Genomic DNA, 23660 nt, shown 5'->3' on the forward strand with positions numbered 1-23660 from the left:
TTTGGCTAGGATGGAAAGCGCCACCATCCTTCGATTGAACCCTTTTGTCCAGTCGGTGCCACACTGTTAATTCGCGAATTCATCAGGAGGTTGTCATGCGCACCATTGATCTGGCCGGCGTCCCCGTCCCTGTCATCGGCCAAGGGACCTGGCGCATGGGCGAAAATCCCGCCCAACGCAGCGCCGAGGTGGCCGCGTTGCAACTGGGCATCGACGAGGGCTTGACCCTGATCGATACCGCTGAAATGTATGGCGAGGGCGGCGCCGAAGAGGTCGTCGGCGAGGCGATTCGAGGCAAGCGTGACCAGGTGTTCCTGGTCAGCAAGGTGTACCCGCACAACGCCAGCCGCAAAGGTGTTCCACGGGCCTGTGAAGCCAGTCTCCAGCGCCTTGGCACCGACTACATCGACCTGTATCTATTGCACTGGCGTGGCCAATATCCGCTTGAAGAAACAGTGGAGGCCTTCGAACGCCTGCGCGAGGCGGGCAAGATCGGTCGTTGGGGCGTGTCCAACTTTGATGTGGCCGACCTGCAAGAACTGGCTTCCTCGGCCTGTGCCACCAATCAAGTGCTCTACAACATCGAAGAGCGCGGTATCGAATTCGACTTGCTGCCGTGGTGGCAGCAACACAATTTGCCATTGATGGCCTATTGCCCCATCGCCCAGGGCGGCGAGCTGTTGGCCAGCCCGACGCTCAAGCAGATTGCCCGTCGTCACGAGGTCACACCGGCCCAGGTTTCCCTGGCCTGGGTATTGCGTCAGGACGGTGTGATCGCCATTCCCAAGGCTGTGACGCCCGAGCATGTGCGGCTCAACGCTGCGGCGGCGAAGCTGGTGCTGGATGAGCACGACCTGGACGCGATTGACCGGGTGTTTGGTGCGCCCAAACGCAAGCATCCGCTGGCGATGGTCTAGCACCCCACAGAAACGGCGCCGTCCATGGCATTGCCGTTTCTGTTTCGACCGGGTTTAGCCGGCTACCGGGCTGCGCCAATCATCGGAGCCCGAGGTGCCGGACACCTCGTGGGTCCAGACAATTTTCCGGTAAGTGAAATACACATCTTCCAGGTGCGTGAAGTGCGCGTTGTTCGGGTCTTGGCAGTTGGGCATCCGTGACTGGATGTCCACCAAAATCGCGTCTTCCAACTCGATGGTGAAGTAGTGCTCCTGGGTGCCGGCGGAAGAGGTGCGGTACCACTCAAGGCGGCACTTGACCATCTCTCCTGAGGTCAATGCGCTGAACAGCAGTGGCGAAGACTTATCGAAGACCTTGCTGATCATCAGCGGTTTGTGCACGCGTTGGCCGGTGGGCTGACCGGATTGCGGGTCACGGGGGATGATCACTTGATGCTGGAATGCCTCTACCAGGATCTGGTCTTCGTGACCTTCCTGATAGATGTTGCCGACCGAGTCCTGGGTGAACGTGCCAGCCGTAATCAAGCCTTGCTTGGTGCCGGTGATGGAGAGATACGCGGGTGTTGGCATGACTGGTTTCCTTGCCTGATAAATGAGGTCGCTCCAGTCGGCGGAGTTGCCGGCTGGGTGATGCTGGTTATCAAGAAACGTGCCGGAAAGTTAAACAGCTAATGAAAATAGGGGGTTAAGGTTTTGTTGGTGGGTTTTATAATCGGTGTTGGCGGTTTGTAGTTGAGTTTAGTTGATTTTATTTGCGCAGTGGTGCGCAGTTAGTTGCTCATGTTGTTGCACGTTTTTATCTGTGGATTTGGCGTGATATACAACAAAATTGTTTGTTCTGGGTGTGCAAGTTGTTGCGCATTACTCAGGTTTTTATTTTTGTAGGACATTCCTTAACCGGCGCTCCGTGGCTTGAATAATGCTTTTTTCATGGATAAGGTTCGTGTCTTCTCGCCGGGAAGGCAAACTTTAAACAGTGTTCTAATGCGTGCTTGAGTTTTCATTAGTTCGCTGAATATTTCCAGGAAAGTAAAAGTGCGGCCCACCATGGTTTATTCAGACAGGCTTTCCGATTATTACTTGGAACTTGCACAGGCCTCATGCTCGAAAGCAAGTTATGCGGGCGCTGATATGCGTTTTTCTACTGAATATGAAGCGCTTGAAACCGAGCTGGGCAAAGCGCACTCCATACATGGTAACAGTCAGCCTGACTGGCAATGGGTTGTGGAAAAAAGCGAGACTCTTTTACGCCACCACTCCAAGGACTTGCGGGTTGCTGTCTGGTTGACCTGGGCATTGCATCAGCGCGAATCCTTCCCCGGGTTGCTCGCAGGCCTCGGCCTGTTGCGCTACCTCTGCGAGCATCATTGGGCGGTCGTGTATCCGGGCAAGCTACGGACCCGAAGTGCCGCATTCGGCTGGATGGTCCCACGCCTCGATCAGGTGCTTGCACAGAACTTTTCGATCAAGGACCAGCGGCCCTTGTTCCATTGCATGCTCGAGCACCTGGCCCGCCTGGATGAGCTGTGGACCGAGCACCTGTGCGAAGAAGCGCCCTTGTTGCTGCCGATTCGCCGGCAGTTGGCGGACAGGTTGCAGCAGGCGACTCAAAGCGATCCTGCATCCGGCAATACCGTGGGGGTGATCGCCCAGATCAAGCAGGTGGCAGCTCAATTGCTGGCGCCCGAGCCGGTGGTGGATAACGAAAAGGATGCCCACAAACTGCTGCGCACACTGCAGGAGAATGCCCGGCCCTTGTCTGCCTGGTGGCAGCGCCAGAATGCCACCGACCTGCGGGCGCTGCGCCTGAACCGAACGTTGACCTGGCTGGCTATCACTCGCCTCCCGGACTGTGACAACGAACAGGTCACGCCTTTGCGAGGCCCGACGCCGGAGAAACTCAAGCGTTACCAGGAGCGCTTTGCCCAAGGGCAATTCGCCGACCTGTTACTGGAGCTGGAGGCCAGCCTGGCCTGTGCACCTTTCTGGTTTGACGGTTTGCACAGGGCTTGGGAGTGCCTGCAGGCGCTGCAGGCCGATCTGGCAATGAACGAGCTGGAGGTGCACTTCGCCCTGCTGCTCCAGCGTTTGCCCGGGCTTGTCCAGCTGCGCTTCCATGATGGAACGCCGTTTGCTGATTCCGCCACGCGCGGCTGGATCAACACCCAGGTTGTCCGCCATCTGCATTCCCCGGCACCGGCCAAGTCTGCGCTTGATGCCCAGGCTGCGCCTTGGGACGAGGCATTGCAGGACGTTATGCCCATGCTGCGCAAGGAGGGCTTCAAGGCCGCCGTGCGATCCCTCAAGCAAGGCATGCAAACCGCGACGGGTGATCGTGCCCGGTTTCATTGGCGGCTTGGCCTGGCCAGGTTGTGTGTGCTGGCGGGCAAGCATGACCTTGCCAAAGTCCAACTCGACCATCTGGACCACGAACTGCATCACTCGGGATTGCAACGCTGGGAGCCCGAGCTGGCGGTTGAAGTGCTGCAACTCTTGTACGGCTGTTGTGACGTCCTGCCACAAAATCATGCCGTGCGTGAGCGCAAGGAAGATGTCCATCGCAGGCTGTGCCACTTCGATCTTGAAGCGGTACTTGAATAGGCTTTCGAGCCACCCGAAAAAGGAGAAACACCATGGCCAAAGAAGGTTCGGTAGCCCCCAAGGAACGTATCAATATCACGTTCAAACCTGCCGTCGGCACTGCGCAGGAGGAAGTCGAGCTGCCGTTGAAACTGTTGGTGCTTGGCGACTTCACTCAGCGTGAAGACCTGCGCAAGCTCGAAGACCGCAAGCCCGTGGGCATCGACAGGAACAGCCTCGATGAGGTACTGGCCAAGCAGGCGTTGAACTTGACCATAAGCGTCCCCAACCGGCTCCAGGACTCTACCGAACTCGATGAGCTGGCCATTCAGGTCAGGATCAATTCGATGAAGGACTTCAACCCCGCGCAGTTGGTTGAGCAAATACCCGAGCTGAAAAAACTCATGGAGCTACGTGATGCCCTTGTGGCGCTCAAGGGGCCGCTGGGCAACACGCCGAGCTTTCGCAAAGCCATTGAAAACGCCCTCGCCGATGACGAATCCCGCGCCCGGGTATTGGCTGAATTGGGGCTGGGCAGCCCTGCCGTATGACTCCCTCAGTAAAAGGACACTGACACCATGACTACTCGCCAAAGCCCGTTGCATGTTCCATCAGCGGATGAATACAGCATTCTCGATAACATCATTGCCCAGACCCGCCTCAGCGCAGACGATGAGGCCTACGGCATCGCAAAACGCGGAGTCGCGGCATTCATCGAGGAACTGATCAAGCCGCAAAACAAGGACGAGCCAGTCAAAAAACGCCTGGTTGACCGGATGATTGCCGAGATTGATGCGCGGCTCAGCCAGCAAATGGATGAAATTCTTCATCATCCTGAATTCCAGTCGCTGGAGGCATCTTGGCGCGGCTTGCAATTGCTGGTTGAGCGCACCGACTTTCGTGAAAACATCAAGATCGAGATGCTGAGCGTGTCCCGGCAAGACTTGCTGGACGACTTCGAAGACTCACCGGAGGTGACTCAGTCCGGGCTTTACAAACACATCTACAGTGCCGAATACGGCCAGTTCGGCGGCCAGCCGGTAGGCGCAATCATCGCCAATTATTTCCTTTCCCCCAGTGCACCAGATGTCAGGCTGATGCAGTACGCTTCCAGCGTGGCCTGCATGGCCCACGCGCCGTTCATTGCGGCGGCGGGCCCAGGATTCTTTGGCCTGGAAAGCTTCACGGGCCTGCCAGACTTGAAAGACCTGAAAGACCATTTCGAGGGGCCGCAGTTTGCCAAATGGCAGAGCTTTCGCCAGAGCGAGGATGCCCGTTACATCGGCCTTACGCTGCCGCGTTTCCTGCTGCGTACCCCGTACGACCCGATTGATTGTCCGGTCAAGACTTTCGCCTATCAGGAAGACGTTGCCAACAGCCACGAGCACTATTTGTGGGGAAACACAGCGTATGCGTTTGCTACCCGCTTGACCGACAGCTTCGCCCGTTTTCGCTGGTGCCCGAACATTATCGGCCCGCAAAGTGGCGGCGCGGTGGAAGACTTGCCGCTGCATCACTTCCACAGCATGGGCGAGATCGAAACCAAGATTCCCACCGAAGTACTGGTGTCCGATCGACGTGAATACGAACTGGCGCAAGAGGGCTTCATTGCCCTGACCATGCGCAAGGGCAGTGACAATGCAGCGTTCTTTTCCGCCAGTTCGGTTCAGAAACCCAAGTCGTTTGGAATCAGCGCCGAAGGCAAGGCTGCCGAGCTGAACTACCGGCTGGGCACCCAACTGCCTTACATGATGATCGTCAATCGCCTGGCTCACTACCTCAAGGTACTGCAGCGTGAACAGTTGGGGTCGTGGAAAGAACGCACCGACCTGGAACTGGAACTCAACAGGTGGATTCGCCAATACGTGGCCGACCAGGATAACCCCAGCGCCGAAGTGCGTGGTCGGCGCCCGCTTAGGGCCGCACGCATTGTGGTCAGTGATGTCGACGGGGAGCCCGGCTGGTACCGCGTCAACCTGAGTGTTCGCCCGCATTTCAAGTACATGGGGGCAGACTTCACCCTGTCTCTTGTCGGCAAGCTCGATAAAGAATGAGCCGAGGCCACGTGACTACCCAAAATCTCAGCCTGTTCGAACGCCTGGAGTCCGGCGTGGGACGTAGCCAGCAGGGCTGCGTCGTGGAGTCCGTGGCCAACCACCTGGCGAAAATGCTCAGTACCCGTGTGGGCAGCGTGCAAACGCTACCGGATTACGGGTTGCCGGACCTGAACGACATGCGCCTGAGCCTGCATGACTCGTTGAGCCAGGCGCGGTTCCTGATCGAGCGCTTTATCCAGGCCTATGAACCACGCCTAAAGGATGTATGTGTCAAGGCATTGCCCGGCAGTCATGACCCGCTGGCCCTGGCTTTTTCCATCGAGGGCGAAATGCAAGTCGATGGCCTGACGCAAGCGGTGGCCTTCTGCGCAAGCCTGGCTCACGGCGCACAGGTTGAGGTCAAACCCAATGTCGTTTAACCGCTATTACCAGGGCGAGCTGAGTGCACTGCGGCAGTTGGGCAAACGCTTCTGCGAGCGCAACCCGGCACTCGCACCGTTTCTTGGTGACGCCAGCCAGGATCCGGATGTGGAGCGGTTGCTTGAGGGGTTTGCATTCCTCACCGGTCGCTTGCGTCAGAAGCTTGATGACCAGCTGCCGGAGTTGAGCCACTCATTGATGCATTTGCTGTGGCCCAATTATATGCGGCCGCTGCCGGCGTTCAGCATGCTGCAGTTTGATCCGCTCAGGCGCACAGGCCCTGCCATCAGGGTCGAACGGGATACACCGGTGGAAAGTGTTGCGATCAACGGTGAGCGTTGCCGTTTTCGTACCTGTTATCCGACGGATGTCCTGCCGCTGCAACTGGCCGCCCTGGGGTATTCGGTACAGGGTGAGGGGGCTTTGCTTTGCCTACGTCTGGAAATGACGGCAGAAGGGAACATCGGTGAGTTGGCATTGGACTGTTTGCGTCTGCATCTGGCGGGCGAGAAAGCCGTCAGCCAGGCGCTTTACCTGGGCCTGTTGCGTCACCTGGAAGGAGTCGAGCTGCTGCCTTTGGGGGGCGATGGGCTGCCGATTGTCGGCGCCGACGGTGAGGCTATTGCGTTGCATCTGCCCACTGACCAGATCAGCCCAGTGGGTTTTTCCGAGGATGAGGCACTGATCCCTTATCCATTGAATACCTTCCGTGGCTATCGCCATTTGCAGGAGTACTTCGCCTTTCCCGACAAATACCTGTTTGTTGAGGTAGGCGGTCTAGGCGCGCTCAACCGATCGCCGGTGGAGCTGCTCAAGCAGGTACGCGGCCTGGAGTTGCGCTTCAACATGCGTGGGCGCGGGCTTGAGCGATTGATGCCCACCCTGGATAACGTGAAGTTGTATTGCACGCCTATCGTCAATCTGTTCAAGCACGACGGCGTGCCGATTCGTCTGGACGGCAAGCAGGACGAATACCTGTTGTTGCCCGGCGAATATGCCAGGGGTAACTGCAGTGTATTTTCCGTCGACAAGGTCACCGGATGGCGGCCAGGAGGCCTGGGTTACCAGGAATATGTGCCGTTCGAGTCGTTCGAGCATGACCTAGGCAGCGGTTCTCCCAGCTATGGCGTTCGCCAGCGGGCATCACTGCACTCTACCGGCATGGACACTTGGCTGAGTGTAAATCAGCGCCGGGCGCATGATCCGGAAACCCTGTCGGTGGAGCTGACCTGCACCAACCACAATCTACCTCGCTTGCTGCAGGTCGCAGACATCAACCAGGCCTGCGAGCAGACGCCCGAGTTTCTTTCGTTTCGCAACATAACGGCGGCAACCCCAAGCTTTGCGCCACCGCTGGACACTGACTTCCTGTGGCGACTGATCAGCAACATGTCGCTCAACTATTTGTCACTGACCGATATCAACGCCTTGAGAGTCATTCTCGAAACCTACGACCTGCCGCGTTATCACGACCGACAGGTGGAGAAAATCAGCAGGAGGAGGCTTGCCGCACTCCAGTCGATCAGCCATCAGCCGGTGGACCGATTGCACCGTGGCTTGCCATTTCGCGGCTTGCGGGTTGACCTCACCATCGATCCAGAAGGCTATCTGGGGGAGGGCGATGTGTTTGTCTTTGCCTCGGTACTGAATGAGTTTTTCGCACTGTACGCAAGCCTCAACTCGTACCACGAGCTACGAGTCATCAGCACACAAGGAGACGTGTACCTATGGCCACCCCGGATGGGCCAGCAGCCCCTGCTTTAACTGCATTATACAGAGGGATTCGCGAGTACTCGGTGTTTCAGGCGGTCGCGCAGATCATCGAGCGTTTACGCACGGCACACCCTTCGCTTGACGAGGAGGCGCTCTATGACCAATTGGAGTTCCAGGCCAATCCCGGTTTTGGGTTTCCCGGCAACGATATTGATCATGTGGAGTTTTTTACAGAACACGGCCAATTGCGGGCACGGCTTCGCCTCAACGTACTGGGACTGTTTGGCACAGGATCACCGCTGCCGGCGTTCTATGGCGAGCAAGCCTTTACCGAGGTAGCGGGCGGTAATCCGACGCGTGACTTCCTGGACCTTTTTCATCATCGCCTGCACCGGCTGATCGTGCCGATCTGGCGAAAATATCGTTATCAGGCGCGTTTTAAGACGGGCGCCCGCGACCCATTTTCCGAGCAGATGTTTGCGCTGGTGGGCCTGGGCGGCAATGCGATTCGCAGCGCCGCTCAACTCGACTGGAAGCGTCTGCTGCCGTACCTGGGGCTGCTGAGTCTGCGTGCTCATTCCGCCGCACTGATTGAGAGCGTGCTGCGTTATTACTTCAAGCACAGTCGGCTGGTGATCGAGCAGTGGGTCGAGCGCAGGGTAGTGATCGCCCAAGAGCAGCGTAATGACCTTGGTCGCACCTATAGCACGCTGGGTTCTGATCTGGTCCTGGGGGACAGCATCATCGACCGCAGCGGCATGTTCAGGGTGCATGTGCTGGCATTGGGCTGGGAGCGGTTTCACGATTTCCTGCCCACCGGGGCGGGTTACCAGCCCTTGTGTGCGCTCGTACGTTTTACCGCCCGCGACCCCCTGGAATATGACGTGCGATTGGCGCTGGCGCAGGGCGAGGTCCGCCCGTTGCACATCGGCGAACACAATGTCTGCCGCCTGGGCTGGACCAGTTGGCTGGGGCATGAGCGGGCAGACGGCGTAGTCACCTTGGCCAGTAAAACTCATTAGGGATTGATGGATATGATGAACGTGGATCTGCAACAACTTATCCAGGCATTGACGGCACCCACACGGCGCGACCTGGAGCGCTGCGCCGAACGTTGTGTCACCCGTGGAGGTGGCGAAGTCCTGGTGGAAGACCTGCTGTTGACCCTCCTGGAGCATCCCGAAGGTGTACTGAAACGTGCGCTGCAGGATGCGGGCGTGGATGCCGGCGAATTGCAGGCAGTTCTGCAACCCCGGACCGACCTGAGCGCTTCGCGCAACCCGGTGTTTTCGCCCGCCCTGGTGCAATGGTTGCAGCAGGCGTTGCTGGTTGCCCATCTGGAGTTGGGCCGACGAGACGTGGAGCACGGTGCCTTGCTGCTCGCGTTGTTGCGCAATCCGCTGCAGCACGCGGGCAGCCATTACCAGGTGGTGTTGAGCAAGCTTGATGTGCAGCGCGTGCTCGGGTTTCTCTTGAGTGAAAGCACTCGGACGCCGCTAGCTGACGTGGGGAGTTCGTTGCTGGAGCGCTTTACCCATGATCTGACTCGACAGGCTCGGGACAAAAAGCTCGACCCCGTGCTTTGTCGCGATAACGAGATTGGGCAGTTGATCGACACCCTTGCTCGGCGGCGCAAGAACAACCCTATTCTTGTGGGCGAGGCGGGTGTGGGGAAAACCGCCATAGTCGAGGGCCTGGCCCTGCGGATCGTGAACGACCAAGTGCCGCAGGTGCTCAGGGACGTGCGTCTGCTGACCCTGGACATGGGTTTGCTGCAAGCCGGTGCCAGCATCAAGGGCGAGTTCGAACGTCGTTTGAAAGGCTTGATCGACGAGGTTGGCGCCTCGCTGCAACCGGTCATCCTGTTTGTCGACGAGGCCCACACCCTGGTCGGCGCAGGCGGCCAGGCCGGCAGTTCCGATGCTGCCAACCTGCTCAAGCCCGCGTTGGCACGGGGTGAGCTGCGCACCATTGCGGCGACGACCTGGTCGGAGTACAAAAAATACTTCGAGAAAGACCCGGCGTTGGCGCGGCGTTTCCAGCCGGTGCTGGTGCACGAACCGACGGTTGACGATGCCGTGACGATCTTGCGTGGGTTGGCCCCGGTGTATGAGGCCAGTCATGGGGTTTACGTGCGTGATGATGCCGTGGTTGCGGCAGCGCAGTTGAGCGCTCGCTACTTGACTGGCCGCCAGTTGCCTGACAAGGCGGTGGACGTGTTGGACACCGCTTGTGCCCGGGTGCGGATCAGTCTGGTCGCGGCGCCCGAGGAACTGCAACGGTTGCGTGCCGAGCTGGCCGAGGGCACCCGTCAGCAACTCGCCGTGCGCCGCGATGCCGACGCGGGGCTGACCATCGATGAGCCAGCGTTGCAGCAACTGACACTGCGCCTGGAAGACTTGGAAACCGCACAGTTAGAACTCGAACAGCGCTGGGCCCACCAGTGCGACCTGGCCGGGAACGTGGTCTCGCTACGCCAGCAACTGGCCGAAGCCCGCAACGCCGGTGAAGACATCGAAGGTCTCGAGCGGCAACTTGCCGAAAACCATCAAGCCTTGCAGGCGGTGTCGCACGAGCAGCGACTGGTCAGTTTCGAAGTGTGCCCACGGTTGGTGGCGCAGGTGATCAGCGCCTGGACGGGTATCCCGCTGGAGCAATTGGCCCTTGAACACCGCGCAAAGATCCTGAACTTTGCCGCGGATTTACGCGCTCGCATCCTCGGCCAGGAGGGCGCCGTGCAGGTCCTCGATCGCTGCCTGCGTGCTGTCGCCGCCGGTGTGAACAGACCTGATGCTCCCGTAGGTGTATTCCTGTTGGTGGGCCCCAGCGGAGTGGGCAAGACAGAAACTGCCCACGCCCTGGCAAACCTTTTGTACGGTGGCGAGCGCTTCGTCACTACCATCAACATGTCGGAGTACCAGGAGAAACACTCCTTGTCCCGGTTGATCGGTGCGCCGCCGGGTTATATCGGTTACGGAGAGGGCGGGGTACTGACTGAGGCGGTGCGACAAAAGCCCTATTCGGTGGTGCTGCTCGATGAGGTCGAGAAGGCCGATCCGGACGTCCTGAACCTGTTTTACCAAGTGTTCGACAAAGGGCTTGCCAATGATGGCGAAGGCCGGGAAATCGATTTTCGCAACACCCTGATCCTGATGACTTCCAATCTGGGCAGCGAACGTATCACTGAGCTGTGCGCCGACGGGCAACGACCGGATCTCGAGGTACTGCACGCGGCTATCTGTCCGGTCCTGACGGCTCATTTCAAGCCGGCGCTGCTGGCCCGCATGGGAGTGGTCCCGTATTACCCGGTGACGGGTGTGGTGCTGCACCAGTTGATTGAACACAAACTTCGGCGCCTGGGGCATCGCCTGCTTCAACGCAAGCTGGCATTCAGTCACACCGAGGAATTGGTCGCACACATGGCCGAGCGCTGTAGCCACAGCGAAAGTGGCGCGAGGTTTGTCGACCAATGGATCGAGGCGAACCTGCTGCCCCAGGTGGTGGATCGACTGCTGGATGCGATGGCCGTCGGCAGCTCCCTGCAGTTCGTCCACGCCAGGCTGGCTCCCAACGGCACCGTCCTCTGTGAGTTCAACTGATGGCGGACAATCTGTTTGCCCAACTGCCCAACCCGCTGGACTACGCCGCTGCTTTGCTGGGATGGTTTGCCCGACTGGGTATTGAAAGCGACGAAACCACATTGGCCGGGGATTTTTCGGCCGCTGCCGCGCAGTTGAGCGGGTGCGAGCTTAGCCAGTTGTACCTGCTCGACCAGGCTACCGGCCGCCTGGAGCTGGCTGCCCAGCATTTGCCGGGCGTGTTGCTGCCGGATGACGTTGCGAGTCCGGGAGCGGATTTCAAGAACGAGCAACTGTTGCAATACGTTCTGGAACAGAACCGTGTACTCAACTTCACCGGGCCAGGCAGCAGTGTGTATGACACGGGTTTTCTGCCGGCGGTCGCGTCACACTGGCAGTCACTGCTGTGCCTGCCATTGCTGGGTCAGCACAAACAGGTTTCAGGCGCCTTGTTGTGTGCCAGCCAGCGAGTAACGGAACTGGCTGGCCACGTCGCCTCCTTGGGGCATTTGGGCGGTTTTGTGGTGAACCAGCTGGCAATGTTGCGTCGAACGCGCCGGGCTCCCGGTGCTTTGAAGGCAGTTCGCGGCACTCCCGGTACCAGCGCCTATGGCTTGATAGGAAACAGCAAGGCCATGGACGAAACGTGCCGCCTGATTGGCAAGGTCGTGCACAGTCCCTACACCGTATTGTTGCGGGGAGAGACCGGTACCGGAAAAGAGGTGGTGGCCCGGGCCATTCATGCTGCGGGGCCACGTAGCAAAAAGGCATTCGTGGTGCAGAACTGTGCCGCGTTTCCCGAGGGTTTGCTCGAGAGCGAATTGTTCGGCTACCGCAAGGGCGCGTTCACAGGGGCCGAAAGAGATTACGCGGGGCTGTTTGATACGGCTCACGGCGGCACGCTGCTGCTTGACGAAATCGGTGATATGCCGCTGTCACTGCAGGCCAAGTTATTGCGGGTGCTCCAGGAAGGCGAGATCCGGCCGTTGGGTGCCAATACCGCCCACAAGGTTGACGTACGGATCCTTGCGGCGACCCACCGTGACCTCACGAGCATGGTGGCCGAAGGCAGTTTTCGCGAGGATCTTTATTACCGGTTGGCGCAGTTTCCTATCGAGTTGCCGGCGCTGCGTCAACGCGATGGTGACGTGCTGCAACTGGCCCGGCACTTCGCCGATAAAGCCTGCGCAATGCTGGGGCGGGCACCGTTGGGTTGGTCAAGCGCGGCCCTGGATCAAATGTCCAGCCACAGCTTCCCCGGCAATGTTCGCGAGCTCAAATGCATGGTGGAACGGGCGGTGCTGCTGTGTGATGACGAAGTCATCCTGCCTGCGCACCTCTCGCTTTCGTCAGGCCTGGCCGCCCCGGTTGTTGACGCGACGCTGCGCCAGCGCATGGAGCGGGTCGAGCGGGTCGTGCTGATCGACTGCCTACGCAAGAACCGTGGCAATCGCACCCGTACCGCCCGTGAACTGGGCCTTGCCCGGCGCACGCTGCTGTACCGCCTGGCCCGTCTGGAGATTCCCTCTGGCGACGTCAAGGGAGAGTGCTGAATGGCGCGCCCCTCAAATTATCGGAGATACCTGATGCCTGTTAGTCAGTGGCAAGCCTTGGCGCTTGTGTTGTTTTTACTGGGTGGCTGTAACACCAACCATGTCTTCGACGACGGTGAGTACCGCCCGCTGGGTGATCTGAAGTCCACCGGCCGTGGCCAGTGATCGTGAGGGAGTCTCGCCATGCAACTAGTGTTTGAGGTGTGCCCTGCGGGGCATCCAGAGTCTGTGCCGAACCAGCGCAAGACCTTCAACGGCATGGGCGGCGTCATAGGCCGGGGGCCGCTTGTGACTGGATCCTTGCTGACGGCAGCCGCCAGCTTTCCAGTCGCCACGCAGTGGTCAGTTACCGTGACGGCCGGTACTTCCTGGCCGACATCAGCAGTAATGGAACCCGCGTCGCCAGCAGCGGCGAGCGTCTGCGTGAAGGGCAGGGGCACCCGATAGAGGACGGCACGGTATTTCAACTGGGGCCGGTGAGTATTCGCGCACGGCTGCTCAACCCGGCCACGGGGCCGGCCCCGGACGGCTTGCACACGCTGATTCCCGATGATGCCTTCCTCGAACTGGATCCGGTGCGGGCACTGGCCAGCGAACTGCAGACCCGGGACGAGTCGCAGGAGTTGGCCGCGCTGGCCACGACCAGCCACGCGGCATTGCAGTGGACCGACCACGCAGCGGTGGACAGGGATCATCTGACGGTTCCCGAACTGGTGGAGCCTGTGCGTGAGGTTGCCCAACCCCTGCAATCGTTGCCTCAAAGCCCAGGCTGCGAGCCATTTTGGTCGGGGTTTGCGCAGGCACTCGGTATCGACCTGGGCACCCTTGATGAGCCGGCAAGAGAGGCTCTGGCGATCAAGGCTGCGGGATTGCTCAGGCAAATGACTGAAGGGTTGCAACAGTGTCTGAGCACCCGCAACGAGCTTAAACAAGAGTTGAAACTGCCACTTACCCTTACGGCACTCCAGGGTTCCAATGCCCTTAAAGACAGCGCCGACGCCAGCACGGCCCTGGGTTTGCTGTTGGGCACCGACCAGTTGGGGCAAGTGTTCGCCGAGAGGGTTGTCGCAGGGGCCCACCGGGACATACAGGCGCACCAGGTCGCGCTGCTGGCGGCCTGTCGTGCGGCAGTACGCGGGACGCTGACGGCCTTTGCCCCCGGTCATTTGCTCCTGTGCTTCGAGCGCCAGGCAAAGCCCCCGCTGATTCCTCGGTGTGGCGCCCGCTGGCGGGCGTATCAGCGCCATTATCAAGCGCTGATCGAAGACGAGCAGTTGAGTGAACGCCTGTTAGGCAGCGACTTCACCAAGGCCTACGAGGAGCAGATTCGTCTGGTCTCAACCCTTCACCGTTATCCAGGATGACCATCATGTCCCGAGTCACTGTTGCATTGTTGTGCGCTGTACTGGGTTTGCTGGGTGGCTGCTCATTGTCACCGTTTTCGAAGCTGACCAAGCTGGACCTGACACTGACGGCCAGCGAGCGGGTCAACCCCGACCTCCATGGTCGGCCATCGCCAATCGTGGTGCACCTGATGGAGCTTCGGCACCCCGTAGCATTTGAGCATGCAGACTTTTTCAGCCTATACAGCCATGGGGCGCAAGCCCTGCCCAAAGACCTGGTAAACCTCGAGGAGTTGGAGCTGCGTCCCGGCGATCAGACCAAGCTCAAACTGAGCCTTGAACCGGGCAGTCGCTACGTCGGCGTGCTGGCGGCCTACCGGGATTTGCCGCACTCGCAATGGCGCTACGTGTTGCCAGTGACTGCGCAGCAATTGACGCATACCGAACTGGTCCTTGATCAGGCCGGTATTCGGTTGGCAGCTCCACACTCAGCCAGGGCGGGCGACTGACATGCACAGCCAAAAGGTCATCTGGCAGGAAGGCATGTTGCTGCGCCCCCAGCATTTTCAGCAAAACGATCGTTATCACGATCAGCAACTCAAGCGGCGAACCCTGTTGTTGTGCCGTCATGCCTGGGGTTTCCTGGCCCTGGAAATCGATGTGCAATACCTGAATATGGGCAAGGTAGTCGTCAACCAGGCCAGCGGAATACTGCCCGATGGCAGCCTGTTTGAGCTGGGCGGGGCCACGGAATCGCTGGTGCTGGAGGTTCCGGTCAATACCGCAAAACAGGCGGTTTACCTGGCGTTGCCATTGGCCACCCGTCACTGCGTTGAAGCTCGCCGACCCGAGCAGGTCGATGTTCTGGCACGCTACAAGACCCTTGAGGTAGAGGTCAGTGACTCCAACGCCGGAGAAGACTCTCCTCGTCAGGTAATTTGCGGGCAGCTGGATTTTCGCCTGCTGCTGGGCGAGCAACAGAGCGACCAGTACTACGTGAAACTCAAGGTCGCTCAAGTGCTGGGTTGCACTGAGGAGGGCGTCAGCCTGGATGCTGACTTTACCCCGACCTTTATCCACCTGCATGGCTCCGGTTACCTGCTGTCTTGCCTCAAGGAGGTGATCAGCCTGCTTGCTTGCCGGGGGGATGCCATCGCCGAGCGGATCCGCGCCAACGGCAGCGCTGCGGGCGCGGAGGTCGGTGACTTCCTGATGTTGCAATTAATCAACCGCAGCGAACTGGTGTTGCGTCATTACCTGGGGCTGAGGCAGGTCAGCCCGGAAGCCCTGTACCAAACATTGCTGTCGATCCTGGGTGAACTCGCAACGTTTGCCAGCGACAGCAAGCGTGCGTATTTCGAGGAGCGGTACCGGCACAGCGACCAGGGCGCCAGCTTTCGACAGTTGATGGCGCCGCTTCGCAGCCTGCTGTCGAGAGTGCTTGAGCAGCATGCCGTCGAGCTTGTGTTGCAGCCTCGTCAGTACGGCGTATTGGTGTGCCCGGTAAGTGATCTCAACTTGTTGGGTTCAGCAACCTTCGTCCTGGCCGCCAGCGCCCATTGTGACTCCGAGGAGCTGCGCCACCGGCTTCCGGCACACCTCAAGGTTGGCCCGGTAGAGCGGATTCGCGAACTGGTCAACCTGCATTTGGCGGGCATCAAGATCAAGCCGCTGCCGGTGGCTCCCCGGCAGATTCCGTTTCATGCCGCAAAAACCTACTTCTTGCTCGAACTCGGTGCGCGTGACATCGAGCAACTGAAGCATTCAGGAGGGTTCGCCTTCCACGTCAGCGGCGAGTTTGCCGAACTGGAACTGAAGTTCTGGGCCATCAGGAACTGAGACCATGGACAGGGAATACCCGCAGGGCGAGAAAACCGTCCTGCTCGACCGACAGGGGCAAGGGCCGGTACAGGGGCCGATAACCGACTTTGCATCGCCTCCGCGTTTTGAACAATTGGACGACCGGATGATTTACGCCGCCCGATTGCAGGGCGCGGAGCACTTCAACGTTGGCCTGAATAATCTAGTCGCGCCTGCCTGGGAGTTGCTGTCCGAGGTGGTTCGGCTCAAACGCAGTACCGCTCAGGAAAGCCTGCGGGCACTCAACGAACGGCTGTCATCGGCGATCACGCTTTTCGAGACCCGGGCGCGGCATGACGGCGCGCAAAGCAGCGAGGTCATGGCGGCGCGGTATGTGCTGTGCAGTGTGATCGACGAGGCAGTGGTCACAACACCATGGGGCAACCAGAGCGATTGGTCGAAGATGAGCCTGCTGAGTAGCTTTCACAATGAAACCTTCGGCGGCGAAAAGTTCTTCCAGTTGCTTGAGCGAATGTCGAGGGACCCTTTCAAGCACTTGGCGATGCTGGAGTTGATGTACTTGTGCCTGTCACTCGGGTTTGAGGGCAAGTACCGGATCATGGAACGTGGGTTGATGCAGCTTGAACAGGTTCGGGATGCACTTTACCGGCAGATCCGGCATGTACGCGGTGAACCTCCTCCCGCGTGTGCACCGCCGTCCAGGCCGAGTCAACAGCGCCAGAGGTCGCTGAGGATGGTGCCGGCATCCTGGGTCGCGATGTTTGTCGTGGCCTGCCTCGTAGGCCTGTATTCGGGGTTTGCCTGGGTACTTGGCGAGCAGCGCGAGACGGCGCTGCAACCGTATCAATTATTGGCGCCGGATCTTTCCCGGACGCCTCTCTAATCGCAGGGAGCAACTCATGAGCGCATTCTTCAGGAGCGCGGGCGCCGTGCTGGGCAGGATTTGGGTCTGGAGCCTGTTGCTGGTACTGGCGGTCGCGATGGTGGTGTGGTTCGTCGGGCCCTTGCTGGCCGTCGACGATTATCGATTCTGGCAAGCGGCGGCGGCGCGCTTGTTAACGATCAGCGGTCTGTTTTTGGCGTGGGGCCTGGCAATGGTCTATGCCAATTGGCGCAGCATCGTCCGGCAAGGAACCGTTGACCCTGTTGAGCGGCGTCCGCGCAAAGGGCGGGTGGAAAACGAGCAGCGGTATCTGCGCGGCCGTTTCAAGGACGCCCTGCACACCCTGAAGAACTCGGGGATTTATGGCGAACGAAGCACGCGTTGGCGCAATGCTTTGCCGTGGTACGTGCTGATTGGCAAGGCCGGTAGCGGCAAGTCGCGAATGTTGGCAGCCAGTGGTTTGCAACTGCTTCAGGACCGGGACGAGCCGAAGGCGACGACCGGCGGCGGTGGCACGCGCTGTTGTGATTGGCATTTCGCCGAAGACGGCGTGTTGCTTGATACGGCTGGCCGCTACCTCACCCAGCCTGACGGCCTGGTGGATGGCGCGGGTTGGTCGCGGCTGTTGGGGCTGCTCAAGGCACGGCACCGCGCACGCCCGCTCAATGGTGTGGTGGTGGCCCTGTCGATGGATACATTGCTCCACGGCAACGAGCGTGATCTGGAAAGTGATGCGCTGGCAGTCCAGAGTCGACTGCAGGAAATTCAACAGACGTTGCACGTAGACCTGCCGATTTACCTGGTAGTGACCCAGGCCGACCGTTTGCATGGATTTGCCGAGTTCTTCGACCGGCCGCTGGGAGAGGGGAATGACGCGGTGCTTGGCGAATATATCGCCCCAGGCAAGGGCGGCCTTGAAGTTGCCCAGGTACGCCAGGCGTTTGAGGCGCTGCTTCAGCGCTTGAGCGGTGAACTTGTGCAGCGCCTGCACCAGGAGCGCAACAGCGACTTGCGCGGCCGAATGCTCGACTTTCCTCACCAGGCGGCCCGAATTGGCGAGCGCCTGAGCCTGTACATCGACGTTGCGTTCTGCGGCCCGCGTTATCAGCGGGCCAATGGATTTCGTGGTTTCTACTTCACCAGTGCGCAAGGTGATCCGCAGGCGCTTGAACCGCGCTCGCACTTTATCCAGGGCTTGTTTAGCCGGGTGATTCTGGCACAAGCCGATCTGGCGGGCCTTGATGATCTGGAGCGCCGGCGGATTCGCTGGCGCCAGGGTTTGCTGACCCTGAGCGCACTCGTGGTGGTCGGGGCGGCGGGCTGGCTTTGGACCCACAGCTACTCTTCCAATCACCAGCGCCTGGAGCAAGTCCAGAACCTGATGCGACAGCCTGCGCCCATGCTGCCAGGCTCGGACGCTACCCTGGCGCTCCTGCCGCTGCTGGACAGCCGCCTGGCGGCCACGCGGGTGTTCCCAGCAGAGGGCGAGGCCGGCCTGCTTGAACGCGTGGGGTTGTATCAAGGCACTCTCAGCCGCCCGGTGCTGGAACAGGCCTACGAGCAGGCCCTGGGCCAGTTGCTGCTGTCCCAGGTCAGTGAGGCGCTGCAAGAGCAGGTTCGCAGCAGCCTGGAAGACCGCGAGCGGCTGCTGGACAATCTTCGTGCGTACCTGATGCTTAACCTGCGCGAGCGCCGGGATGTCGGCTGGTTGCGCGAGCGGATGGCGGGGCATTGGTCTCTACGGTTTGCCGGTGAGCCTTCTGTGCAAAGTCGCTTGAATGAACATTTCGCGCGATTGCTTGAACAGCCGTTCGTGCAGCCGCTCAATGACGATTTGGTGGCCCATGCGCGCCATGTATTGCGGGGCGAGTCGCTGGTCGATGTGGTGTACCGCGTGCTGCGCGAACAAGCCCGCGGCCTTGAACCTTTGCGCCTTGCGCAGGGGCAGGTGTTTGCGAGTGGCGACCCCTCCATTCCAGGTTTCTATACCCGCAACTACCTGCGCCATTTCGAGGAGCAGGGCGCGCGTCTGGTAAACACCATAGTCCAGGACAATTGGGTGTTGGGTGAAGGCTCCGACCTGAGCACCATGGACCTGCAACGATTGATGGTAGAACTCGAGCAACGCTACTTTAGCGAGTATGCCAATGCCTGGGGCGAGGCGATTGGCCGGATTCGCCTGCGCGAGATTGATAACTCCAGGAAAGGCGCCGAGCAGCTCGCCAGCTTGACGTCAGCCCAATCACCGTTGTTGCAGTTGCTGCAGCAGGTTCGTGACAACACGCGCCTGCCATCGGCCAATGAACGCCTGGATGACCTTACTGCCAAACTGCCAGGCCCTGCGGCAGAGTGGGGGCAGGTAGCGCAGACCGCCACCGTCGGTGTTCGAGGCACCTTGGCCAGCATGTTGCCCGACACGGCCCGACGTGCAATGCAACGTCGCTTCGAGCCCCTGCATCAGTTGCTGGACGCCCAGCAGAACCCGGGCACCGAGTTGACCCAGGTGCTGCAGGTACTCAACGATCTGCACCTGCAATTGGCGACCTTGAATCGTGAAGGCTCGCCGGAGCCGGCCGCCTTTGAGATGGTAAAGCGGCGAATCCAGGGTCAGCAGGATGCGCTGGGTAACCTGCGTAATGTTGCTGCACGCCTGCCGCTGCCACTGGCGGGCTGGTTTGAAAGCCTGGCCGATGAACATTGGCGCCGCCTGCTCGAGCAAGCCTATCGTCATGTAAACCAGCGTTATCAGAGCGAGGTGTATGGTTTTTACGCCAAGGCAATCAAGCAACGTTTTCCGTTCAATGCCCACGCGAGCAGCGACGTTTCCCTCAACGACTTTCAGGAGTTCTTCAAGACAGATGGGGTGATGGCGCGTTTTTTTGACAGCTACTTGAGGCCGTTTGTCAGCGGTGACGGCGGTCGCTACCGGCTGCGCAGCCTGGATGGCCGCAGCTTGCCGATGTCCCGGGCATTGCTCGACCAGCAAGCGAAGGTGCAACTGATCCGGCGCGGCTTTTTTGCAGATGAATCGGGTGACTTGCAGGTTCGGTTTACGCTCGCACCCTACAGCCTCGACTCGGCAGTGAGTCGTGCGGTCTTGCGCCTGGGTGGGCAGCAGATGGAGTACCGGCACGGGCCGATTGTGCCCATGGCTATGCAATGGCCAATCGAGGCTGAAAATGGTCGCAGCAGTCTGGTGCTGGAACGGGGCGGCGAGCGGGCGTTGGGGCTTGAGAAAAATGCCGGGGCCTGGTCGATGTTCCGTTTGTTCGACCTGATGCAAAGCGAACCCTCCAGCGGGCAGGATGTGCTGATCCTCAAGGCCGACCTTGCGGGCTTGCGCGCCAACTACCTGCTGACCAGCCGGCGCACACCCAACCCGTTCCAGATAGCGCAGTGGCGAACCTTCCGCCTGCCGGAGCAGTTGTGAGCCAACCTCTCGATCGCTGGCATAGCGCTGGCCGTACGGACCGTGGAAAGGTCCGCTTGCGCAACGAGGATGCCTTTCTCAATTGCCCCCGCAAAGGTTACTGGGCCGTGGCAGACGGGATGGGCGGGCATCAGGCGGGGGATATTGCCAGCCAACTGGTGGTCGATAGCCTGGCGTTGCTGCCTGGCCAGGGCTGCCTGGACGAGCGTATCGAGGCGACTCGCCGTTGCCTGCAATGGCTCAACCGGCGGCTGGGCGAGGAGTTGACGTTGGCCAGCCATGGAGCCGGCTGCACAATGGGGAGCACCGTCGTGGCGTTGCTGCTTGAGGGCGATCGCGCCGCTTGTGTCTGGGCGGGTGACAGTCGTTGCTACCTGTGGCGCGGGCAGACGTTGTACCAGCTGTCGCGGGACCATTCGCTGTTTGAGCAATTGATTGATCAGCGGGTGAGCCTCGCCCAGGCCAGGGCTCATCCAGAGGCACGGGCGCTGACACGCGCCATTGGCTCCAGGGCCCCGTTGACTCCGCAAGTATTGGAACTCAAGACGTTGGCGGGGGACGTCTTTCTGTTGTGCAGCGATGGCCTGTACCAGGCGCTTACCCATGGCGAAATGGGAGACGCCTTGAGCCTGGGGGAGCCTCGGTGTGTCCTGGATCGACTGTTCGCAGGTGTATTGCGCGGTGCCGCCCGCGACAACCTGACTGCTGTGGTGGTGCAGTCATGAGCGATGACGCGGCGTCCAGTGCTGCTGTGACCCGCTTTGCCTTTGCCAAGGCGCTGGCAACCCCGCCGCGCGATGTGACACCTGCCTTGTTGGCCGGGCGATACCGTATCGAGCGCGTATTGGGTGCGGGCGGCATGGGCGTGGTCTATCGCGCGCGGGACCTTTTGCACGAACAGTTTGGCGAGCCACGTTCCAGCGTGGCGATCAAGGTGGCGGGTGAAGCCATTCGCGAGTGTGCCGACGCCCATGTATTGCTCTACAGCGAGTTCGCCCTGACACGCACCCTTCGGCATGAACAGGTGGTACGTGTGTTTTCGTTTGACGTGGACGCTCCCAGCCAGCTCGCTTTCTTCACCATGGAACTGCTGCAGGGCATGCCCCTGGATCGGCTGCTGCTGGAGTGCCCCTGCGGCTTGCCGTGGCGGGAGTTGCAATGGATCGCTGTGCAATTGCTGGACGCCCTGCGCCATAGCCATCAGCAGGGTGTGCTGCATGGCGATGTAAAACCCGGCAATGTCATGGTGGGCGATGACGGGGTGCGCCTGTTTGATTTTGGTTTGGGCCAGGTTTCAGGGCCGGTTGGCGCGGGTACGGCGGCGTTGAATCGCAGTCGTTTCAATGCCTGGACCCCAGCGTACGCCGCGCCGGAGTTGCTGGCCGGCGGTTCGCTTTCGGCCAGCGCCGAGCTGTACGCAGTGGCGTGTGTGCTTTACGAACTGGCACATGGACGACGCCAACCCGGTGGGAGGCCGCCCCGGCCGCGGCAATTGCCCCGCCGTTGTTGGCCGGCACTGCGCACGGCTATGGCGATCGACCCTGAACGCAGGACCATCACCCTTGATGAATTACATGAGGTATTCAGCGATACCCGCCAGGGCTTGAACCGCTGGTTCTAACCCGGAAAATCATGCAGCTGACAATATTCCACCCAACTCAGGCCGGCCATTTGTGCCACTTCCCTGTGCACCTCAAGGCGTTTGGCCTCGAATTCCTCCGGGGACTGCGCCGTCAATTTAAGCGTCAGCTCCCACGCAAACAGGCCCTGCTGCTCGGCTTCGGCCTCGAAGGCTTCATGCAAGCGCTCGGCGCGGTACTGCTCGAGTGTTTCACCCTTGGCCTGGGCGGCCAGGGGGTTCAATGTATTCAGCTCTGCGGCCAGGGCCGGGTGCTCGCTCAGGAATCTGTCCAGGGCTCGCTGGTGGTTTTCGCCGGGTTGGGACAAAGGTTTACTCCACGTGTCAGTCTTGTTTGTTGATTAAAAAGGCCGCCATCGCCGCATACGCCGGCAACGTCACGCCATCATTGGCCGCATTGCCCGCCACAGGATGGGAGGCGTAACGCACGATCACCATTTCAGCCTTGGGGTCGATGTAGATGCTCTGGCCATGCACCCCACGCGCCATGAACGCACCGTCGGGATTGTGGGTCACCCACCACATGCTGCGATAGCTCCAGCCCTTCAACTGGTTGTAGCCAGCCTGGGCGAATGCCTGTTTGTCGCCGCCTTGGCGAATATCCGTCACCACGCTTTCAGGCACGATCTGCTGGCCATTGAAACGCCCGCCGTTGCGCAGCATTTCAGCAAACCGGGCAAGGTCGCGCAGCCCGGTGTTCAGGCCGCCACCGGCGAACGGTGTGCCGACGGAGTCGACGGTGAAGTAGGCGTCCTGTTCGGTGCCGAGCCGGCTCCAGATGCGTTCGCTGAGCAGTTGTGCGACGTTGCGCCCGGTCGCGCGGGCGATCACCCAGCCCAGTACGTCGGTGTTGACGGTCTTGTAGCCGAAGGCACGACCATGTTCGCCCTGTTGTTTTACGGTTTGCAGGAATTCGTAGTAGCTGCGCGGCCCGGTGTAATCCTTGGGTTTGGGCAGCGGGTTGCCCGCTTGGGCGTGGGCCCAGACTTCGGCTGTTGGGTCGGCATAATCTTCGCTGTAGTCCAGGGCCGTGGTCATGTCCAGCACCTGGCGCAGGGTGGCGCTGCCGAAGGCTGCGCGGCCGAGTTCGGGCACGTAGTCGACGATCTTTTTCTGTGGGTCGAGGGTGCCATCGGCCACCAGCATCGCGCCGAGGGTGCCGATCACCGACTTGGTAACCGACATGGCCGCGTGTTGCCCGTCGTCCTTGAGCACCCCGAAGTAACGCTCATACACCACCGTGCCGCGATGCATCACCACGATGCCATCGGTGTAGGTGGCGTCCAGGGTCTGGCGCCAGGTCAGTGGCTGGGTGGCACCCACGGGTTGCACGGAGATTGCATCGAGTCCCTGATCAAGTTTGCGCGGCAGTACCAACGGCGCACCCAGGCCTCGGGAGACGTTCACTGTGGGCATTAGTTGGCGAAAGTTGGCGACACTCCAGCGCATGGCCGGGAAGCGGAAATAGCTACCGTCTTCAAAGCGCAGGGTGCGGTCTGCCGGCGGCGGCGCGCCGACCATCCACTGTAACGTGGCCGGGTCGCTGGCTTGGGCATCCGGGAACGTTGCGCCGGCGGCACTGGCCAATGGGCTGGCCAGGCCAAGCAGCGCGCAGGCCATCAGGGGGGAGAATCGCAGCATCGGTCGAGTCCGTTCGAAGAGAGCGTCGCTTTTTACGACAACAAGTGCGCCAAAGGATGGGCCAACCCGAACCAATCGACAAGCA

The 23660-nt window shown here is 60.3% G+C and carries 20 protein-coding genes; 17 read left to right on the forward strand and 3 right to left on the reverse strand.

Going from position 1 to position 23660, the window contains the following annotated elements:
* The first annotated feature begins 95 nt into the window (after positions 1 to 95).
* On the forward strand, positions 96 to 917 hold the full coding sequence (locus tag RGV33_RS13790; protein ID WP_322144706.1) for an aldo/keto reductase: 822 nt from the start codon (positions 96 to 98) through the stop codon (positions 915 to 917).
* A gap of 54 nt (positions 918 to 971) precedes the next feature.
* Here RGV33_RS13790 and RGV33_RS13795 read toward each other — a convergent pair whose 3' ends face one another.
* Positions 972 to 1487, reverse strand: coding sequence for an Hcp family type VI secretion system effector (locus RGV33_RS13795; RefSeq protein ID WP_003208034.1), 516 nt, complete (start codon positions 1485 to 1487; stop codon positions 972 to 974).
* A gap of 477 nt (positions 1488 to 1964) precedes the next feature.
* On the opposite strand from RGV33_RS13795, the gene tssA reads away from it, so the two are divergent.
* Genes tssA through RGV33_RS13875 form a run of 16 tightly spaced genes read left to right on the forward strand, consistent with a single transcriptional unit; the run spans position 1965 to position 21916 of the window.
* Positions 1965 to 3518, forward strand: a complete 1554-nt coding sequence (gene tssA / locus RGV33_RS13800; protein ID WP_322144707.1) for a type VI secretion system protein TssA — start codon at positions 1965 to 1967, stop codon at positions 3516 to 3518.
* 32 nt (positions 3519 to 3550) lie between these two features.
* Positions 3551 to 4048: a type VI secretion system contractile sheath small subunit gene (tssB, locus tag RGV33_RS13805; RefSeq protein WP_322144708.1), complete on the forward strand. Its 498-nt coding sequence runs from the start codon at positions 3551 to 3553 to the stop codon at positions 4046 to 4048.
* 27 nt (positions 4049 to 4075) lie between these two features.
* A complete protein-coding gene (gene tssC / locus RGV33_RS13810; protein ID WP_322144709.1) occupies positions 4076 to 5551 on the forward strand; it encodes a type VI secretion system contractile sheath large subunit in 1476 nt (491 codons plus the stop codon).
* On the forward strand, positions 5548 to 5973 hold the full coding sequence (tssE, locus tag RGV33_RS13815) for a type VI secretion system baseplate subunit TssE (RefSeq protein ID WP_322144710.1): 426 nt from the start codon (positions 5548 to 5550) through the stop codon (positions 5971 to 5973). Before tssC ends, tssE begins: the two co-directional genes overlap by 4 nt.
* The gene (gene tssF / locus RGV33_RS13820) at positions 5963 to 7738 is read left to right on the forward strand and encodes a type VI secretion system baseplate subunit TssF (RefSeq protein ID WP_322144711.1); all 1776 of its coding nucleotides are present in this window, start codon (positions 5963 to 5965) and stop codon (positions 7736 to 7738) included. The genes tssE and tssF overlap by 11 nt, the downstream gene beginning before the upstream one ends.
* Positions 7702 to 8709, forward strand: coding sequence for a type VI secretion system baseplate subunit TssG (gene tssG, locus RGV33_RS13825; RefSeq protein WP_322144712.1), 1008 nt, complete (start codon positions 7702 to 7704; stop codon positions 8707 to 8709). The genes tssF and tssG overlap by 37 nt, the downstream gene beginning before the upstream one ends.
* A gap of 12 nt (positions 8710 to 8721) precedes the next feature.
* Positions 8722 to 11286, forward strand: coding sequence for a type VI secretion system ATPase TssH (tssH, locus tag RGV33_RS13830; protein WP_322144713.1), 2565 nt, complete (start codon positions 8722 to 8724; stop codon positions 11284 to 11286).
* Complete coding sequence (locus RGV33_RS13835) at positions 11286 to 12818, forward strand: sigma-54 interaction domain-containing protein (protein ID WP_322144714.1); 1533 nt, start codon at positions 11286 to 11288, stop codon at positions 12816 to 12818. The genes tssH and RGV33_RS13835 overlap by 1 nt, the downstream gene beginning before the upstream one ends.
* 33 nt (positions 12819 to 12851) lie before the next feature.
* Positions 12852 to 12983: a type VI secretion protein TagU gene (locus RGV33_RS13840; RefSeq protein ID WP_322144715.1), complete on the forward strand. Its 132-nt coding sequence runs from the start codon at positions 12852 to 12854 to the stop codon at positions 12981 to 12983.
* 38 nt (positions 12984 to 13021) lie between these two features.
* Positions 13022 to 14182, forward strand: coding sequence for a type VI secretion system-associated FHA domain protein TagH (gene tagH, locus RGV33_RS13845; protein WP_322144716.1), 1161 nt, complete (start codon positions 13022 to 13024; stop codon positions 14180 to 14182).
* Between the two features lie 5 nt (positions 14183 to 14187).
* A complete protein-coding gene (gene tssJ / locus RGV33_RS13850; protein ID WP_322144717.1) occupies positions 14188 to 14670 on the forward strand; it encodes a type VI secretion system lipoprotein TssJ in 483 nt (160 codons plus the stop codon).
* Position 14671: 1 nt separating this feature from the next.
* Entirely contained in the window at positions 14672 to 16000 is a 1329-nt protein-coding gene (tssK, locus tag RGV33_RS13855) for a type VI secretion system baseplate subunit TssK (protein ID WP_322144718.1), read from the forward strand.
* Between the two features lie 4 nt (positions 16001 to 16004).
* Entirely contained in the window at positions 16005 to 16865 is an 861-nt protein-coding gene (gene icmH / locus RGV33_RS13860; RefSeq protein ID WP_322144719.1) for a type IVB secretion system protein IcmH/DotU, read from the forward strand.
* A 16-nt stretch (positions 16866 to 16881) separates the two neighbouring features.
* The gene (gene tssM / locus RGV33_RS13865) at positions 16882 to 20295 is read left to right on the forward strand and encodes a type VI secretion system membrane subunit TssM (protein ID WP_322144720.1); all 3414 of its coding nucleotides are present in this window, start codon (positions 16882 to 16884) and stop codon (positions 20293 to 20295) included.
* A complete protein-coding gene (locus RGV33_RS13870) occupies positions 20292 to 21020 on the forward strand; it encodes a PP2C family serine/threonine-protein phosphatase (RefSeq protein ID WP_322144721.1) in 729 nt (242 codons plus the stop codon). Before tssM ends, RGV33_RS13870 begins: the two co-directional genes overlap by 4 nt.
* The gene (locus tag RGV33_RS13875; protein ID WP_322144722.1) at positions 21017 to 21916 is read left to right on the forward strand and encodes a serine/threonine-protein kinase; all 900 of its coding nucleotides are present in this window, start codon (positions 21017 to 21019) and stop codon (positions 21914 to 21916) included. The genes RGV33_RS13870 and RGV33_RS13875 overlap by 4 nt, the downstream gene beginning before the upstream one ends.
* On the opposite strand, the gene RGV33_RS13880 is transcribed toward RGV33_RS13875, so the two are convergent.
* Together RGV33_RS13880 and RGV33_RS13885 are read right to left on the reverse strand one after the other, a co-directional pair.
* On the reverse strand, positions 21913 to 22242 hold the full coding sequence (locus RGV33_RS13880; RefSeq protein WP_322144723.1) for a DUF6388 family protein: 330 nt from the start codon (positions 22240 to 22242) through the stop codon (positions 21913 to 21915). The genes RGV33_RS13875 and RGV33_RS13880 overlap by 4 nt on opposite strands.
* Positions 22243 to 22258: 16 nt before the next feature.
* Positions 22259 to 23575, reverse strand: coding sequence for a serine hydrolase (locus RGV33_RS13885; RefSeq protein ID WP_322144724.1), 1317 nt, complete (start codon positions 23573 to 23575; stop codon positions 22259 to 22261).
* Between the last annotated feature and the right edge of the window lie 85 nt (positions 23576 to 23660).

The sequence above is a fragment of the Pseudomonas sp. Bout1 genome (assembly GCF_034314165.1).
In the GTDB taxonomy this organism is placed as follows: Bacteria; Pseudomonadota; Gammaproteobacteria; order Pseudomonadales; family Pseudomonadaceae; genus Aquipseudomonas.

What these genes read in the sequence shown, in the direction of transcription:
- RGV33_RS13790 (WP_322144706.1), top strand. Translation starts at nt 96, where the DNA reads ATGCGCACCATTGATCTGGCCGGCGTCCCCGTCCCTGTCATCGGCCAA.
- RGV33_RS13795 (WP_003208034.1), bottom strand. Translation starts at nt 1,487, where the DNA reads ATGCCAACACCCGCGTATCTCTCCATCACCGGCACCAAGCAAGGCTTG.
- tssA (WP_322144707.1), top strand. Translation starts at nt 1,965, where the DNA reads ATGGTTTATTCAGACAGGCTTTCCGATTATTACTTGGAACTTGCACAG.
- tssB (WP_322144708.1), top strand. Translation starts at nt 3,551, where the DNA reads ATGGCCAAAGAAGGTTCGGTAGCCCCCAAGGAACGTATCAATATCACG.
- tssC (WP_322144709.1), top strand. Translation starts at nt 4,076, where the DNA reads ATGACTACTCGCCAAAGCCCGTTGCATGTTCCATCAGCGGATGAATAC.
- tssE (WP_322144710.1), top strand. Translation starts at nt 5,548, where the DNA reads ATGAGCCGAGGCCACGTGACTACCCAAAATCTCAGCCTGTTCGAACGC.
- tssF (WP_322144711.1), top strand. Translation starts at nt 5,963, where the DNA reads ATGTCGTTTAACCGCTATTACCAGGGCGAGCTGAGTGCACTGCGGCAG.
- tssG (WP_322144712.1), top strand. Translation starts at nt 7,702, where the DNA reads ATGGCCACCCCGGATGGGCCAGCAGCCCCTGCTTTAACTGCATTATAC.
- tssH (WP_322144713.1), top strand. Translation starts at nt 8,722, where the DNA reads ATGATGAACGTGGATCTGCAACAACTTATCCAGGCATTGACGGCACCC.
- RGV33_RS13835 (WP_322144714.1), top strand. Translation starts at nt 11,286, where the DNA reads ATGGCGGACAATCTGTTTGCCCAACTGCCCAACCCGCTGGACTACGCC.
- RGV33_RS13840 (WP_322144715.1), top strand. Translation starts at nt 12,852, where the DNA reads ATGCCTGTTAGTCAGTGGCAAGCCTTGGCGCTTGTGTTGTTTTTACTG.
- tssJ (WP_322144717.1), top strand. Translation starts at nt 14,188, where the DNA reads ATGTCCCGAGTCACTGTTGCATTGTTGTGCGCTGTACTGGGTTTGCTG.
- tssK (WP_322144718.1), top strand. Translation starts at nt 14,672, where the DNA reads ATGCACAGCCAAAAGGTCATCTGGCAGGAAGGCATGTTGCTGCGCCCC.
- icmH (WP_322144719.1), top strand. Translation starts at nt 16,005, where the DNA reads ATGGACAGGGAATACCCGCAGGGCGAGAAAACCGTCCTGCTCGACCGA.
- tssM (WP_322144720.1), top strand. Translation starts at nt 16,882, where the DNA reads ATGAGCGCATTCTTCAGGAGCGCGGGCGCCGTGCTGGGCAGGATTTGG.
- RGV33_RS13875 (WP_322144722.1), top strand. Translation starts at nt 21,017, where the DNA reads ATGAGCGATGACGCGGCGTCCAGTGCTGCTGTGACCCGCTTTGCCTTT.
- RGV33_RS13885 (WP_322144724.1), bottom strand. Translation starts at nt 23,575, where the DNA reads ATGCTGCGATTCTCCCCCCTGATGGCCTGCGCGCTGCTTGGCCTGGCC.